This is a genomic window from Chryseobacterium sp. CBSDS_008 (genome assembly GCF_049959325.1).
Lineage (GTDB): Bacteria > Bacteroidota > Bacteroidia > Flavobacteriales > Weeksellaceae > Chryseobacterium.
In genome coordinates, this window is the sequence record NZ_CP188202.1 from 3,697,874 (window position 1) to 3,714,352 (window position 16,479).

The 16,479-nt window shown below is 37.5% G+C and carries 15 protein-coding genes; 7 read left to right on the forward strand and 8 right to left on the reverse strand.

The window, feature by feature from the left end; all coding sequences use genetic code 11:
- The first annotated feature begins 37 nt into the window (after positions 1 to 37).
- On the forward strand, positions 38 to 613 hold the full coding sequence (locus ACP3T3_RS16690; protein WP_426476937.1) for a 5-formyltetrahydrofolate cyclo-ligase: 576 nt from the start codon (positions 38 to 40) through the stop codon (positions 611 to 613).
- Here the strand turns inward: ACP3T3_RS16690 and ACP3T3_RS16695 are convergent.
- Positions 562 to 1,143 carry a hypothetical protein gene (locus ACP3T3_RS16695; protein ID WP_426476938.1) on the reverse strand — a complete coding sequence of 194 codons (582 nt, stop codon included), beginning with the start codon at positions 1,141 to 1,143 and terminating at the stop codon, positions 562 to 564. The genes ACP3T3_RS16690 and ACP3T3_RS16695 overlap by 52 nt on opposite strands.
- Positions 1,127 to 2,308 (reverse strand): hypothetical protein, encoded by a 1,182-nt coding sequence (locus ACP3T3_RS16700; protein WP_426476939.1) that lies wholly within the window; start codon positions 2,306 to 2,308, stop codon positions 1,127 to 1,129. The genes ACP3T3_RS16695 and ACP3T3_RS16700 overlap by 17 nt, the downstream gene beginning before the upstream one ends.
- A 183-nt stretch (positions 2,309 to 2,491) precedes the next feature.
- Between ACP3T3_RS16700 and ACP3T3_RS16705 the strand changes: the two genes are divergently transcribed.
- Positions 2,492 to 2,833 (forward strand): hypothetical protein, encoded by a 342-nt coding sequence (locus ACP3T3_RS16705; protein WP_047376546.1) that lies wholly within the window; start codon positions 2,492 to 2,494, stop codon positions 2,831 to 2,833.
- 151 nt (positions 2,834 to 2,984) lie between these two features.
- Here ACP3T3_RS16705 and ACP3T3_RS16710 read toward each other — a convergent pair whose 3' ends face one another.
- Entirely contained in the window at positions 2,985 to 3,752 is a 768-nt protein-coding gene (locus tag ACP3T3_RS16710) for a TrmH family RNA methyltransferase (protein WP_426476940.1), read from the reverse strand.
- Between the two features lie 200 nt (positions 3,753 to 3,952).
- On the reverse strand, positions 3,953 to 5,458 hold the full coding sequence (gene rmuC / locus ACP3T3_RS16715) for a DNA recombination protein RmuC (RefSeq protein ID WP_426476941.1): 1,506 nt from the start codon (positions 5,456 to 5,458) through the stop codon (positions 3,953 to 3,955).
- A gap of 222 nt (positions 5,459 to 5,680) precedes the next feature.
- Here rmuC and ACP3T3_RS16720 point away from each other — a divergent pair, with 222 nt between their 5' ends.
- The 5 genes from ACP3T3_RS16720 (at position 5,681) to ACP3T3_RS16740 (ending at position 13,478) form a co-directional block, all read left to right on the forward strand.
- Positions 5,681 to 6,355 (forward strand): response regulator transcription factor, encoded by a 675-nt coding sequence (locus tag ACP3T3_RS16720; RefSeq protein WP_426479983.1) that lies wholly within the window; start codon positions 5,681 to 5,683, stop codon positions 6,353 to 6,355.
- Positions 6,356 to 6,357: 2 nt separating this feature from the next.
- The gene (locus ACP3T3_RS16725) at positions 6,358 to 7,722 is read left to right on the forward strand and encodes an ATP-binding protein (RefSeq protein ID WP_426476942.1); all 1,365 of its coding nucleotides are present in this window, start codon (positions 6,358 to 6,360) and stop codon (positions 7,720 to 7,722) included.
- 336 nt (positions 7,723 to 8,058) lie between these two features.
- Positions 8,059 to 9,261, forward strand: coding sequence for a TolC family protein (locus ACP3T3_RS16730; RefSeq protein ID WP_426476943.1), 1,203 nt, complete (start codon positions 8,059 to 8,061; stop codon positions 9,259 to 9,261).
- 3 nt (positions 9,262 to 9,264) lie between these two features.
- Positions 9,265 to 10,380 carry an efflux RND transporter periplasmic adaptor subunit gene (locus tag ACP3T3_RS16735; protein WP_426476944.1) on the forward strand — a complete coding sequence of 372 codons (1,116 nt, stop codon included), beginning with the start codon at positions 9,265 to 9,267 and terminating at the stop codon, positions 10,378 to 10,380.
- Positions 10,380 to 13,478, forward strand: a complete 3,099-nt coding sequence (locus ACP3T3_RS16740) for an efflux RND transporter permease subunit (protein ID WP_426476945.1) — start codon at positions 10,380 to 10,382, stop codon at positions 13,476 to 13,478. Before ACP3T3_RS16735 ends, ACP3T3_RS16740 begins: the two co-directional genes overlap by 1 nt.
- Before the next feature lie 168 nt (positions 13,479 to 13,646).
- Here ACP3T3_RS16740 and ACP3T3_RS16745 read toward each other — a convergent pair whose 3' ends face one another.
- The 4 genes from ACP3T3_RS16745 to ACP3T3_RS16760 form a co-directional block, all read right to left on the reverse strand.
- Positions 13,647 to 13,883, reverse strand: coding sequence for a hypothetical protein (locus ACP3T3_RS16745; protein ID WP_426476946.1), 237 nt, complete (start codon positions 13,881 to 13,883; stop codon positions 13,647 to 13,649).
- A gap of 292 nt (positions 13,884 to 14,175) precedes the next feature.
- Entirely contained in the window at positions 14,176 to 15,771 is a 1,596-nt protein-coding gene (locus ACP3T3_RS16750; protein ID WP_426476947.1) for a GEVED domain-containing protein, read from the reverse strand.
- Between the two features lie 182 nt (positions 15,772 to 15,953).
- On the reverse strand, positions 15,954 to 16,079 hold the full coding sequence (locus ACP3T3_RS16755; RefSeq protein WP_426476948.1) for a hypothetical protein: 126 nt from the start codon (positions 16,077 to 16,079) through the stop codon (positions 15,954 to 15,956).
- The gene (locus ACP3T3_RS16760) at positions 16,073 to 16,423 is read right to left on the reverse strand and encodes a YciI family protein (RefSeq protein ID WP_426476949.1); all 351 of its coding nucleotides are present in this window, start codon (positions 16,421 to 16,423) and stop codon (positions 16,073 to 16,075) included. Before ACP3T3_RS16760 ends, ACP3T3_RS16755 begins: the two co-directional genes overlap by 7 nt.
- Between the last annotated feature and the right edge of the window lie 56 nt (positions 16,424 to 16,479).

The window sequence follows — 16,479 nt, forward strand, 5'->3', positions numbered from 1 at the left end:
TCTGGTAAATTATTTCAGTTAAAACAACTTAATAGTTATGCTTAAAGCTGAGCTTAGAAAAAAATATACCCAAAAAAGAAAAGCCTTGTCTTCAGATGAGGCTTTCTTGTTATCTGAAAAGATTTTTGAAAATTTTATTCAGTATTTCAACCCAAAAGCATCGGAGAAAGTACATATTTTCATCCCGATTGCTGCCAGAAAAGAAATTAATACCCAAATCTTCATCGATTATTTTTTAGCACAGAATATCCGTGTTTATGTGCCTAAAATTGTTGCCGATACACTCATTAATATTGAGATATCTGAAGATACCGTTTTTGAAACCAACCGCTGGGGAATAGCAGAACCTGTTTCTAATGAAGATTCCGGGGAAAATTACTTTCATTATGTGATTACCCCGTTGTTGTATTGTGACAGAAAAGGAAACCGGGTAGGGTATGGCAAAGGTTTTTATGATGCATTGTTTCAAAGTATCTCTCCCGAGACAAAAAAAATCGGAGTCAATTACTTTGACCCCGATGAATATGTGGACGATGTCTGGGAAAATGATATTTCCCTGGACTATTTGGTTACTCCTGCAGAAGTGCTGTCTTTCTTAAGCGGCTTCGAATAAAAATCTAAAAAGTAAAACTTAAATTCTTTCTTAAGCTTAGAGGTAGAGAGCAGGATATATTGGGCATTTTTTTCAAAACTTCCCAGAGACTTGTTTTTATTGTCAAAGTATTCCACACTGAATTTGGCATAATCCAGTGTGTCTTTCTTATAAAATTCTTTATAAACATTGAGGTTGCTCACCTTTGCTGTTTTTACTTTCATACTGTCAAGTTCCTTCAGTAATGTTTTAAATGTCAGGGAATCAGGTTTATGGAAATAACTTTCCATCTGTGAATAGATAACTGTATCTATTTCCGTATTTCTGTTTCCGCTAAGATATAAGGTAGACAGATCAAGAAGTTCCTGAACTTTCTGTTTGGTGATGGAATTGATAGCCTGCATACTGTCCATTTGTACGGCAGGATAGCTTTTTTCATTGTTGCTGTTTCGCAGTTTATCGAGGTCGCTTACTTCTGAGGTTTTATTGTTACAGGCAATAAATAAAGTCAGAAGCACGGTGAAAATTAAAAAATTATTTATTCTTTTCATCTGTGGTAGCAATTTTAAATTTGATGGATACAATCTTTCCTTTGATATCCTTTTTCATTTCTATTACATTCAGGTTTTTCAGAGAGGTCGTTGGCGTGGTTACCAGAGTAATGTATTTCTGTTTATCCAGTCTTTCTATTCCATAGGTGTCATTATCGTATACCTGATAGATTACGGCATTGCTGCTGATCAGATTTTCCAGCTGGCTTCTTTTCTGCTTAATCAGTGCAACCTGCTCATCAGGATTTCCACCCTTGATATCTTTGATGGAGAAATAATACACCGCCATCTTATAATCGTCCGGCTTGAGTTCTATTTTTTCTTCTTCAGGGGCGTTCTCCAGATTTCTGTTGACTTCCAGAGGCTCGTAGAAAGGAGCGCTGATGCGCATTTTTAAATTTTTATCCTTGGTAGAATAATAGAAACACTCACCCGGTTTTATTTTATACATCAATGGAGACTCATTTTCTTTCACCACCATTATTTCTAAGGTATTGATTACAGAAACACCTCTGTCTTTATCAATGAAACAATATTTATAAGTTTTTGAAAAAAGTACATCTTTAAATCCTAAAATACCGGTTATGGTAATTAAGATTGAAGTAACGAATGCCCAGGCGTTCTTTTTGAAGAAATTTTTCTTAGGCGGAGCAGATGAAATTTCAATTTCATTTGTAGTTACTTGTTTTTGCGTAACTTGTTGATTATCAATATTTGATTTTTGTAAATCAGTGTTTTCCGGGGTTCGGATTTCGATTTTTTTAGGTAGAATTTCCGTTTTTTGGAGTTCAGGGGCTTCAGCTACTGTTTTTTCAAGTTCATTGATTTCTTCTTCCTCCAGATTATCATTTTCCTGAAGCAGTTCGCCGGCAAAAAGATGCTGTTTCTTGAACTCATACCATGAGTCGTAGCCCGCATAAATACTCAATAAATTGAGCATATCTATTCTTGGAAGTTTAGTGACTGGTGAAGTTTTGAAATACGTATAAAAGGACTTTTCACTGATGTTCCCTTTCGCCTTTTTGCGCAGGTCTTCCTGGAAATATATAATATCGATACCCTTCCACTTGGAAATATCATCCTGTGAAGGGGTATGTTCTTTTAAGTATTGACCCTGAACATCCTTTTTTAGCTGCTCAAAGTGTAATAGATCTAAATCTGTCAATTTTTCAAAAAATAATTAAATTGTTGATTATCAGCTGTATTGTTTTGTAAAACTATTTTACAAAGGTATTACAATTATTTTTCATAGACAAACTTTCTAACTGCTCTACCTTTGTCTTGTTCAAATAACAGAACAGAAGAAAATTTTATAAAACAATATTAACAAAATTAAATTTAATTTATTATGAAAAAGTCATTATTCGTAGCTGCTATCGCTGCAATCTCTCTAGTTGCTTGTAAAAAAACTGAAGCTACTTCTACTGAAGGAGCAACTGATTCTGCTGCTGCTACTGTAGCTGATTCTGCTGCTGTAGTTTCTGATTCTGCTGCTAAAGTTGTTGATTCTGCTGCAACTACTGCTGTAGAAGCTACTAAAGATGCTGCTGCTGCTACTACTGCTGCTGGAGCTGAAGTTGCTAAAGATGCTGCTAAAGGAGCTGGAGAAGCTGCTAAAGGAGCTGCTGATGCTGCTAAAGGAGCTGCTGATGCTGCTAAAGATGCTGCAAAAGACGCTGCTAAGAAATAATTTTAGCATACGCTTAACAATAAAAGAACCGTTTCACCCAGTGAAACGGTTTTTTTATGCTTAGTCATTGCGAGCCGGAGGCGAAGCAATCTCATTCATAACAAAGTTTAATAAAAAGTTGCAGAAATAATATTCAACCCGTATTTCGTATTTACCCTTTCTTCTGCTTTAAAGATTCATAGCAGGTAATCGCCACCGCATTACTCAAGTTCAGAGAATCAATACTTCCAGCCATCGGAATCAATGTATTTTTTCCTTTCCCAATCCAGAAATCACTCAATCCCGAGTGTTCGGTACCGAACAATACGGCAGAACGCTGTCTGAAATCTCTCCTATACAGGTCTTCAGCGCTTTCATCCATAAGGGTTGTATAGATATTGAAATTATTCTTTTGAAGAAATTCCAGGGTTTCTTCATTTTCAGCCTGGTATACTTCCATTCCAAAAAGACATCCTACACTGGATCTGATCACATTTGGGTTATAAAAATCTGTCTTTCCGTCTGCAACAATGAGTGCATCTACGCCAAAAGCTTCACAGCTTCTTAAGATCGCTCCCAGGTTTCCCGGTTTTTCTACCCCTTCAACAATAATTACTGTAGAATCTTCTTTAGGAACAAATGATGACAGCAGAGTTTCTTTGGCCTGGTAGACCCCGATAATTCCTTCAGAACTTCCTCTGTAAGCTATTTTTTCATATACTTTTTCACTTACATAATGGATCTTTCCACCAGGAATCGCTCCTTTGAAGATATTTTCACAGATGAAGAACTCTAACGGCTCAAAATCATACTGTATCGCTCTTTCATTTTCCTGCTGGCCTTCTACTACAAAAACTTTTGATTTTTTACGAAACCTGTTGTCAGTAAGAAGCTTAGTGACATTTTTTATTTTATCGTTTTGAAAACTTTCTATCAACATTCCACAAAATTATGCAAAATTTATGATTGAACTTCCCTGGTTTTGATAAAAAGACTTTTCCAGGTAATCTCAAAGGGGACTTAATTTTTTCTTTTTAAAATTGATAATAGCTGCAATCATAATGATAGACAAAGATTTTATAAATATTTCCACACTAAAGTGGAAATACTAAGATAAGATACAAATGAAGACGTAAGAGTTTAGCTTTCAGTTGGTTCAGTGAAGCTGCTGTTGTCAATAAGACTCTGAGGCAGATCTTTCTTATTCTTAATTCCTAATGCCTTCAACTTCTGAGTCTGAATCACAAGATTGTCATTTCCGGTGTGAAGCTGCTTGTAAGCATCATTGAATACATTTTTTGCCTGATCCAGATTTCTGCCTACTTTTTCCAGATTATCCACAAAACCTACGAATTTGTCATAGAGTCTGGCTCCGCGTTCTGCAATTTCTATGGAATTTCGGTTTTGATATTCACGTTTCCAAAGATCCGCAATCAGTTTAAGCGAAGTGATCAGGTTGCTTGGATTAAGCAGAAGGATTCTTCTCTCATAGGCATAGTTCCAGAGGTTCTGATCTGCCTGCATTGCCGCAATATAAGCAGGTTCGCTAGGAATGAACATCATCACGAAATCCAATGATTTTCCATAGTCATCATAGGCTTTCTGACTGAGCTGTGTAATATGATTTTTGATAGATCCAAGGTGCTGGCTCAGTTTTATAGCGTAAACATCGGCATCCGTTTCGTCTACCAATTCTGTGAAAGCAGTCAATGATACTTTAGAATCAATGATGACATTTCTTTCATCCGGATATTTTACAACAGCATCAGGGCGCATTTTCTTTCCGGAGAATTCGGAGAATAAGGCTTTGTTGTCTTCATCGCGCAATTCATGTTCCAGGAAATATTCTCTTCCTTTTACCAGCCCGGATTTTTCAAGAATACTTTCCAGAATCATTTCACCCCAGTTCCCCTGCGTTTTGCTTTCGCCTTTCAGGGCACGGGTCAGTTTTTTGGCATCTTCGGAAATCTGCTGGTTAAGTTCTGCCAGTTCTTTTACTTTTTCTGCAAGAGAGAAACGTTCTTTGTTTTCCTTTTCATAGGCTTCGTTAACCTTGTTCTTTAGATCAGCAATTTTCTCCTGAAAAGGCTCAAGGATATTTTTTAAGTTATTTTGATTTAAAGTGGTAAACTTCTCTGTTTTTTCTTCTAAAATCTTATTCGCAAGGTTTTCAAACTGAAGCTTAGAATCTTCCTGAATCTTAATAATTTCTTCTTTCTGAGTGTCAAGAGATTTCTGAAGACCTTCATTTTTTGCAGAAAGCTCGGAGTTTTTAGCAAAAAGGGTCTGCTTTTCAAGAATGTGGGTTTCTATCTGGGAAGTCTGTTTCTGATTGATTTGTTTTAGTTCCTGAAACTGGATGTTTAAGGAAGAATATTCGGCAGAGATTTTAGAAAATTCATTTTTCAGGTCATCCAGCAGATCCTGCTGCAGGATATTGGCTTCTTTTTCTTTGCTGATATTCTGAGTAAGCTCCTGAATTTTCAGGGTTGAATTTTCAAGCTCAGACTGGGTTTTGATAGATAAGCTATTCAGCAAGTCATAAGAACTTCTTGAAACCATTGATGATTTCAGCGCAAAATATAATATAACCGCTCCCAGCAAGCCGCCGGCAGCAAACCCAACAATTAAATATAACATCTCCATCTTCCAAAATTATGAAAAAAGGCTGGAAGAAGGAAGAGGGATGTTGGAAGTTACTTCTGTGCAGATAAGAACTGACAATTTTTTTAAATTAATTTCCATGTTTTTAAAAGATGAATAAAATGGAATCCAATTGTTTTGTAAAAGTCTATTACCTCCTTCCTCCTTCTTCCAGCTTCCTTTCTGAACTAGAATACTTATATTTATGGGAAATTTCAGAAAATGATGAATATTTTGTTGGTAGAAGATGATCAGAGAATCAGCAATTTCCTGATAAAAGGCCTTTCTGAGGCTGGCTATAATATGACCCTTGCCGATTCTGGAGAAAAAGCGCGTGAACTTCTTCATACTTATGATTTTGATATTATTTTGATGGATATTATGCTTCCCGGATTGGATGGGATGCAGCTTACTCAAATTATCAGATTTAAAGGAAATTATACCCCGATTCTGGTTTTAAGCGCATTGAACAGTCCGGATGATAAGATCAAAATGCTGGATATGGGTGCTGATGATTATTTATCAAAGCCCTTCCATTTTGAGGAACTGATTTCAAGAATTAAAGCTTTAACCCGAAGGAATAAATTAAGCTATCAGAAAGAAGATCAATATTTATCATGTGGAAATATTACCATAGATACCGACCTTCATAAGGTAACACAGAATGACAGGGAAATAGAATTTTCTCCTACAGAATACAAGCTTTTTACTTTCCTGATGGAGAATAAAAATAAAGTACTGAGCAGGACCCAGATTTTACATAAAGTTTGGGGAATTGATTTTGATAATACAACAAATGTAGTGGATGTTTATATTTCCTACGTCCGTAATAAGATTGATGAAACGGAACAGAAAATTATTCATACGGTGAAAGGAACCGGATATTTGATTAAAGACTGATCATGACGCTCAGAAACAGGTTTACCCTTATATCAAGCCTTTCGTTTGGCATTGTTTCTATCATCACATCTGCGGTGATATTCTTTGCCTATTATGACAGTACCAAGATTTTTTATTTTGAAAAGCTGAGAAATACAGCGCTAATTTCTGCCATTTACTATCTCGAAAAAGATGAACTTCCGAAAGACCGCCATGCTCAGATCAAAAAAGAATATAATCACTTGATTCAGAATAACAGGGTTGCAGTCTATAACCAGAATAATGAAGTGACTTTTGGGCATAACCTGAATGATAAGAATATAAAGCTTTCCCATTTGCAGGTGGTGCGGAATAATAAAGCAATACAGTTTATGTCTGATAATCAATTCTACTATGGGATTTTTTATCCGGACAATCAGGGTGATTTTGTGGTTTTTGTGAAATCTTCAAATGATTCTTTTCAGTCACAGATCCTGAGGCTGGCAATTATCATGCTTTCCGTATTGTTAATTGGATTGCTTGCAATTTATTTTCTGAGCAGATATCTTTCAAAGGTGGTTTATAAACCCATTTCCAATGTTGTGGAACGGATCAATAAAGTGGAATATAATACTATTTCTACGGCAATCATAACGCCTACCAATACCAATGATGAAGTTGAAGACCTTATAAAATCCTACAATAAACTGCTGGGCAGAATTTCTGAAAATGTACTCTTACAGCAGAACTTTATCAATTATGTTTCCCATGAATTTAAAACACCGCTGGCAGCCATCTCCGGAAATCTGGAAGTCTTTGCCCAAAAAGACCGTACTCCGGAAGAATACAGGCAAGTGGCTAAAGAGTCATTGGAAAATGTATACGAGATAGAAAATATTCTCAACAATCTTTTGCTGATGTCCGGAATGACAAAACTTGAATCTTCCCATAAGCAAATGAGAGTAGATGAGCTGATCTGGAAGATTTATGAAAAATTAGAACCCAAGGCAAAAGAAAACCATTCATCTATTAAGATACAGCTTCAGGTAACAAAACCCGCTTTGCTGGAATTCCCTGGAAACGAAACACTGCTATACCTGGCATTATACAATATTGTAGAAAATGCCATCAAATATTCCTATGACAAACCTGTGGTGATCACATTATCAGAAAAGAACAGTCAGCTGAATATTGAAGTCAGAGATGAAGGGAGAGGAATTCCGTCGGAAGACCTTATGAAAATATCAGAGACTTTCTACAGAGGAAAAAATGTAGATGCTGTAAAAGGCAGCGGAATTGGTTTATCGCTTTCAAAAAGTATTTTTGATCATCATCGTATCGTGATGAAAATTGATTCTATTGTGAACGTAGGTACAAGCGTTCTCCTTGAATTTCCTGTTAATTCTTGATTTTTTCTCCCACAGATTTCCCAGATCTCGCAAATTGATGATTTTAGATTCATTTTAAATCTTAAAAAATCTGTGTCATCCGTGAAATCTGTGGGAGATTAAAATATTCAATAGGAGCAGGCAAAACATCTTAATTCGAACACAATTCTCAGGAATAAAAAAAGTTCTAATCAAACTCTAATGTTGAACTAACCGAATTTTAATTTTCTTTACAATTCCTTCTAATATTAGACAAATAGCTTTGTGGTCTTAAAATAAGACACTTTGAAGAAGCTATTTTTTACACTATTTTATATTCATTGTTTCAGTTTCTTTTCAGCACAGATTTCAGACACTATGAAAATCGGCAGAAAGGAAGCTGAAACTATTTTTCTGGCCAAAAATCTTGACCTTATCGCGCAGAAGCTTGAAATTTCACAAGCCGAAGCAAGAGCTGTTCAGGCTAAATACTGGCCCAATCCTACATTAAGTATCAGCGAAGTCAATTTATGGAGAACCTATGATATTGAAGAACAGCCGGCACTCATAGGAAACTGGGGGAAAAGCACCCAGATTTCTGCGGAGATAGAGCAGGTGATTCAGACTGCTGGCAAGAGAAGGAAAAATATTGAACTGCAGAAAATAGAAGTGGAAGGTGAGAAATACGAACTGCAGGAAGTTTTGCGTGAACTTAAGAAGACGCTCCGAAATACCATTACTGAGATTCTTTACAATCAGGAACAGCAGAAAATTTATCAGGGACAGATCGCTTCCATTGAGAAATTAACAAAATCCTACAATAATCAATTAAACCTTGGAAACATCAGTAAAGCTGAGTATGTCCGCTTAAAAGCACAGGAAATTGAATTCAAAAAGAAGCTGGTTTCATTAAAACAGGAAATTGAAGAGCAGCAGGTAGAGCTTAAAGCATTATTGATGCTGCCTTCTCAATCTTATCTGGTGATATCAGATTCATTTGTGATGCCTGAAAAACAACTTTCAGATCTGGAAGTAACGCAATGGATAGAAAAGGCAAAAGAAAACCGTCCGGATATCATGATCTCAAAAAATAATGAAAAACGCGCCGCCAAAAATCTGGAAATTCAAAATGCTATGAAAACTCCCGATGTTGCTGTTTCCATAGGGTACGACCGTGGTGGAAATATCATGAAAGACTTTATAGGATTAGGAGTTTCTATGGATCTTCCCATTTTCGACCGTAACAAAGGAAATATTCAGGAGGCTAAGCTCGGGATTGAGAAAAGCAAGCTTGAAACCCGCAAAAACATGTTGAAATCGGAGAACGAAATTGTCTCGGTTTTCAGAAACTATATCAGAACACAGCAGGTTTCTGAAGAAATTGATGAAAGCTATGAATCTACACTGGATGGTTTGCTGGTAAGCCACGAGAAAAATTTCAGGCTAAGAAATATCAGCATGCTGGAGTACATGGACTTTCTGGATACCTACATCGGAAATAAAATGATCATCCTGGATACTAAAAAAGAACTTAATCAATACTACGAAAACCTGCAGTATGTTGTAGGACAAGATTTATAAGATATGAACAAAAATATTACTAAATACGTTGCTGCGGCTTACCTGTCTGCCCTCATCATCTTTACAGGCTGTGCCGGAAAAGCAGAAAATAAAGAAGCTGAAAAAAGCTATTGCATCAGCAAAGAACTTAAAAAAGATATTAAACTGGCCAAAGCCGAAATGCTTCCCATAGAAGAAAGCATTACCCTTACGGGAGAAGTGGAAAGCAATTCGGACAAAACGGTTCCCTTTGTAAGTCTTGTGGACGGAGTGGTAATTGATACCTATTTCTCTCTTGGTGATTACGTGAAGAAAGGACAGACGCTGGCAAGCGTAAAGAGTACCGCGGTCAACGAAATGCAGGATGATACCCAAACCTTACAGGCTCAGCTAGCAGTGGCAAAGAGAAAATTGTCCTCCGTTGAAGCGATGTATAAAGATGATATTGCTTCTCAGAAAGATTTGCAGGAAGCTCGTTCTGAAGTGGCCATACTGCAATCCAATTTTTCCAAAACGCAGAAAAATATGCAGCTGTATTCGGCAGGGGGAAATACCATTCAGATAAAAGCTCCGGCAGACGGATATGTTATTTCAAAGAATATTTCCAAAGGAATGCCTGTTACGGCAGGCGGAGACCAGCTGTTTACCATTTCCAATCTGGATAAAGTATGGGTTATGGCCAATGTATATGCTACCAATATGAGACATGTTTATGCAGATCAGCCGGTAGTGGTAAAAACACTTGCTTATCCGGATGACAGTTTTCCAGGTAAGATCAATACTATTTCCCAGGTTTTTAATGAAAATGAAAGAGTGCTCAAAGCCAAAATCATTATGGATAATAATGGAATGAAGCTAAGGCCCGGAATGTCTGCAGATGTTGTATTGCCGGTTAATGCACAAAACAAATCTGCATTGGCTATTCCTGCAAAGGCGCTGATCTTTGATAACAACCAAAGCTATGTCGTCGTGTATAAAAAAGACTGTGAGCTTGAGATCAGACCGGTAACGGAGATTGCTTCCAACAGCCAATATATTTATGTAGAAGGCAATTTAAAACAAGGTGAAAATGTCATTGCTTCCAACGGACTGCTGATCTATGAAAACCTGAAAAACCAATTAAATAATTCCACGAAGTAATGCGAAAATTTGTACAGAATATAGTTTCCTTCTCACTAAAAAACTCATTGATCGTTCTTTTGGGAACTTTCCTTTTGCTGGCCGGAGGAATCTATTCCTATATGCATACTCCTATTGAAGCATTTCCGGATGTTACCAATACCAGAGTCAGGGTGATTACCCAATGGCCGGGAAGAAGTGCTGAGGAAATAGAGAAATTTGTCACATTGCCTATTTCCAAAGAAATGAATGCTATCCCGAACAAAACGTCGGTGCGTTCTATTTCCTTATTCGGATTGTCTGTGGTTACCGTGATTTTTGATGATCATGTGAATGATTTTTATGCACAGCAGTATGCTTCCAACAAACTCGGAAATGTAGATCTTCCCGGAGGAGCAGAATACAGCATTGAGCCTCCGTCCGGTGCTACAGGTGAAATTTACAGATACATTATCAAAAGTAAGCTTCCCATTAAAGAAGTGACTGCTATCCAGGATTGGGTTGTGGAAAGAGAATTGCTTGCCGTTCCCGGTGTAGCGGATGTGGTGAGCTTTGGTGGAGAAGAAAAAACATATGAAATAAAAATTAATCCTACGGAACTACACAATTATGACCTTTCCCCCCTGGATGTGTATGAAGCGGTTTCGAAGAGTAATATCAATGTAGGAGGAGATGTAGTGGCAAAAGGTGATCAGGCTTATGTAGTGAGGGGGATTGGTCTTTTAGAGAAAAAAGATGATATTGAGAATATTCAGATTGAGGTAAAAGGTTCTACCCCTATTCTGGTGAAACATGTAGCGGAAGTAAAAGTTTCTGCGAAACCAAGATTAGGACAGGTAGGATACAACAAAGAAAATGATGTTGTAGAAGGAATTGTGATCATGCTTCGTGGTGAAAACCCAAGTGAAGTCATTGCAAAACTTAAAGACAGAATCGAGCAGCTGAACGGGGGAGAACTTCCAGGTGATGTGCAGATTGTTCCGATCATCGACCGTACTGAACTTGTGAATACTACCGTTCATACCGTTTCCAAAAATCTTATTGAGGGAGTCATTCTCGTTTCTATCATTGTATTTATATTCCTTTACAACTGGAGAACCACTTTTATTGTAGCATCAGTTATTCCTTTGGCTTTCCTGTTTGCCATTATTATGCTTAAAATTCAGGGATTGCCGGCTAACCTGATTTCCATGGGAGCATTGGATTTCGGACTACTCCTGGAAGGAACGCTGGTGATTGTCGAACACGTCTTTGTTGCCCTCGAACTTAAAGCCAGGGCGATAGGAGTACGGAGGTTCAATAAGATTTCAAAACTGGGAATCATCAAGAAAAGCGCGGGAAGTGTGGCAAGCTATATTTTCTTTGCTTTGTTAATTCTGATCGTTGCCCTGATGCCGATTTTCTCTTTCCAGAAAGTAGAAGGGAAAATGTTCTCTCCATTGGCATTTACGTTGGGATATGCATTATTAGGATCATTGATCTTAAGCCTGACTTACGTTCCTGCCATGTGTAAACTTTTGTTGACAAAAAATATTGAAGAAAAAGAAAACTTTATTTCAAGATTCTTCAGAGTCAATATTTATAGAATTTACGAATTCAGCGACCGTCACAAAAAAGGATTTATTATTGGTTTCGTTGCCTTGCTTGCCGTTTGTGGATGGAGATTTTCCAATTACGGATCTGAATTTTTACCAAAATTGAACGAAGGCGCCATCTACGTAAGAGCAACCCTTCCAAACAGCGTCAATCTGGATGAATCTGTACGGTTAACAAAAGAAATGAAGGAAATTCTCATGAAATATGATGAAGTTAAATTTGTCATGACCCAGACAGGCCGTCCGAATGACGGAACCGATCCCACCGGATTTTTTAATATCGAATTTAATATCCAGCTGAAGCCGGAAAATGAATGGAAGAAAAAAATATCCAAAGAAGAACTTCTTGAAGAAATGAGGGTTTCCCTTGAGCGATTTCCGGGTATCAACTTTGGATTCAGCCAGCCGATACAGGATAATGTGGAGGAATATGTAGCCGGAGTAAAAGCTCCGCTGGTCATTAAAATTTTTGGTAATGATCTTTTCGAACTTGAAAATTATGCCAATAAGGTAGCCAATTCCATAAGAACAGTTCCCGGAATATCAGATGTGAATGTTTTCAAAAATATAGGACTTCCGGAATTAAGAATACAGCTTCATGATTCTAAAATGGCAAAATATGGTGTTTCCACAGCAGATGCCCAGGCAGTTATTGAAATGACAATCGGAGGGCAGGCTGCAACCAAATTTTACGAAGAAGAACGAATGTTTGACGTAATGCTCAGGTTTGAAAAACAATACAGAGATACACCCGAAAAGATGGGGAATATTCTCATCCCGACTCAGGATAATAAAAAAGTTCCGCTGAAAGAAATTGCAACCATTGATTATCACACGGGACCATCATTTATTTACCGTGAAGGAAACAGCAGATACATCGGAGTTGGATTTAATATCGAAGGACGTGACCTTGGAAGTACCATAAAAGAAGCCAAAGCGAAAGTAGATAAAGAAGTAAAGCTTCCGAAAAACCATAAAATGACGTGGGCCGGAGAATTTGAAAGTAAAGAAAGAGCCGCAAAACAGCTGGCAATGGTTGTACCGATTTCTTTAGTGCTTATTCTGATGCTCTTGTATTTCAATTTCGGAAACATAAAAGATACACTGATTTCTTCTATCACACTGGCGTTTGCGTTTATCGGAGGATTTTTATCCCTTTGGTTTACCGGAACCATTTTCGGAATTTCAGCGGGAATCGGTTTCATTATCCTTTTCGGAGTGGCAACCATTGATGGTATCGTCCTGATTGGCGTAATGAAAGAGAATCTGCAAAACAGAATGTCGCTCAAAGAATCTATTTCTCTGGGAGTCAAAAGCAGAATCCGCCCGGTTGTCATGATTGCCTTAATGGGATCTATGGGACTTCTTCCTGCAGCGATGTCAAACGGAATGGGTTCCGAAATTCAGAAACCATTAGCCATTATGATTGTAGGAGGATTGATTATCTGTATGCTGCTGTCATTTACGGTACTGCCCATTATTTTCCATTATGCCTATCGCAAAAAGCATAAGGACGCAATATAGTTTCTTTTATTTTGTTCATTGTAGGCCGGGATCCGTGAGGAAGATCCCGGCCTTTTTGTTAAACGTTTTTTGTAGATTCTAACATCTTATATTGCTTTTCCATTTTTCAATAGTTTTAGAGATACTAAAAAAGTGAGCGGGGAAGCTCACTTTTTTTATTCATTCAGATTATGGGGTAATGATAACCGGATCAGGAAAAGGTTCAAGAACCAATGGTTTGCACATGGCTGCCGGTTGGCAGGTTCCTCCCATGCATATAAAATTCGTCATCGTAGTGGTACCGTCAGGACATCTGATCATTGCTTCGCCATGACATCCTCCGGGGCATTCTGCCGGATACAGTGTTCCTCCGAATACATCTTTCAGTTCCGTTCTCTTCAGTTTTGTAAAATTCATTTTTTTCATGAGTTTAATTTTTAATTATGGTATTGGTTTTGGTAACTTGCTTACAATGAGTTGTGTAAGTTGAGTTGCTTATACGCTAAAGTAATCAAATTAATTCATTGGAACAAGATATATTTTTCTTTATGATGCTATAAATAATCTGACAAAGACAAGCTGGTTAATCTGAAAAATAGGAATTAATTTAAATAACATTTATATAAGGGTTCTTCATTGGCAGGCATGGGACCAAAAGTAAAAAGGGCTATCTCAGGAAATGAGATAACCCTTTTATTATTATAAATTTTCTAAGAAACTACTTTTTAATCGCTTTTATCGCTTTTACAGTTCCATCTTCCATTTGAAGGTTGATCAGGTATAATCCTGAATTCAGTTCAGAAAGATTCAGTTCGTTGCTTGGACTAAGGGTTTTTATCTGTCTGCCCGAAATATCACTTACCATAATAGATTTTACGCCTTTTGTATCAGAAATTCTCAATACATCTTTAAATGGATTAGGATAAATAGAGACGTCAGCTTTCTTACTTAGGTTTATATCTGATGTAGAAAGTACATCCTGAACGCTTATGGTGTAATCTTCTGCCTGGCCTTGGTTAAGGTCCGCACATGGATTAGATAATTCTGTTCTTACAGAAGTTGTTGAGCTGTTAAAATGATATTTAATTCTCATTCTGGTGTTTCCTAAAGCGGCGGTAGCGGGAACAGCGATAGTTTTATTAACGGTTAAAGGCGTACCGGTACCTCCCGCAAAATCGGAAGTAACAAAGTAAGATTCACCAGCATCGGCAAAACTTCCGTTTTGATTCCAGTCTATGAATACAGTAAATCCAAATCGGTTGGTTGTTCCTACTGAAGTTCCTGTCATAGTTATTGGATAAGAAGTTCCTCTTACAACACTTGCTATTTTATTGGTGAAGTTTTCCTGGCCGTCACCTGTATTTGCAGTAGCGCTGGAGGCATTGGTCATATCACTGAAAACGACATTGGATATCGGGTATACACCAAGTTTAGCAAGAAGAGGACCACAATAAGGAGCAAAAGGATTAGCACCGGTTGTGAATGAAATTTCCGGACATCCTGTGGCATCACCCAGAACATTTGTAGGAGTAACGGTTGTATATAACGTTGTGTTTTGAGGAAAAGCAGTAGATGCTGTAGGAGTATAGAATGTGTTAAATGTGGTTCCGCTATAGACATTAGAGGCGCCTGAGGTAGTACCTACCTTAATTTTATAGGATTCTGCTCCGGCTGTTGCTGCCCAGGAAATCTGCTGACGCACGGATGCTCCGGTTGCACCACTTACGGGAGCACTTATAGTGGTACATGCAGGTATTGCCGTAACCTCCTGTTTAATTTTTACATTATCTATAAAGCTGTAAAAATCATAAGTAGTTCCCGTAGTACCTACCGTCTGAATGCGGAGCATAAAATTTCCGTTTACATTGGCACTTTCAGGAATTGTACCTGTATATGATGCACAGGTTTGGGCTGCCGCAGTTAATGTAATAGGAGTACTAACGGGTGTATATGTGGTACCACCGTCTGTAGAGTATTCAACGTTAATACTGCCTCCGATTAAACTGGAAGTGTCATAAGCAAGTGTTGAATATGAAAAGGAAATATCAATTTTTTTTCCATTGGCTGTTACACTTGCCGGTTTGGTGTATAACAGGTTTATAGTTCTGTTGGCAGTACTGGAGCCATATGATTCAGCACCTATGGATATTGCGCCGTCACAATTCCCTACAATATAGGTTGTAGGAGTTCCGGTATATCCGCCTGTAATTGTAAAACCTGGATAAGTTCCGTTCTCAAAACTTTCCGTGACTAAAATCTGAGCGCTGCCCATTATAGAGAGCGCTGTGAAACTCAAGAATAGTAATTTTTTCATATGATAAAAGTTTTCACCGAATATAATACTATTTTATTATAAAGGCAAATAGAAAACAATATTCATATTTAACAAATGAGTTAATTTTATTTTTTTTGAATTTAATTTGAATTACTTTGAATGTTTTATTCTTTTTGTTTAAAATTATCACTTTTACAGTTGGACAGGTAGGGGTTAGGTGACTAAGGATTTTCTTTCGAAATCCCGTCATGATATTTTAAATATAATGGCAGCGCTGCTGAACCATACCAAGGGAGAATTTCATAGCTGAAAACGCCGGCCCGAACTGCAGGGTCTGTTTTTACCATTGCTCAGCTTCTTCTTTAGATTGGGTATTAAAAATAAACATGCCACGGTAGTTTTCTTTATTCTTTTCAAGGAAAGGGCCGGCTGCGACAATTTTGCCTTCATTCGCCAGTTTACCGATATTGGTCATGTGCCCTTTCATGATTTCGCCCATTTTGACTTTGTCTTCGATGGTAACGGAACCTGTTGTCAGCATGACAATCATATAAGGCTTCATTCCGTATTTATCAGCTCCTAAAGAATCTGCCAGCTTCTGATTGTATTTAGCTTTTTCTGCTTTTTGCTCCTGTGCAAAGGATAAAATGGGCACTAAAAGAGTGAGGAATAAATAAATTTTTAATTTCATAGTTACTTTATTATTTATATCAGTCAGATATCTGAAATCTGACGTCTGATATCTAA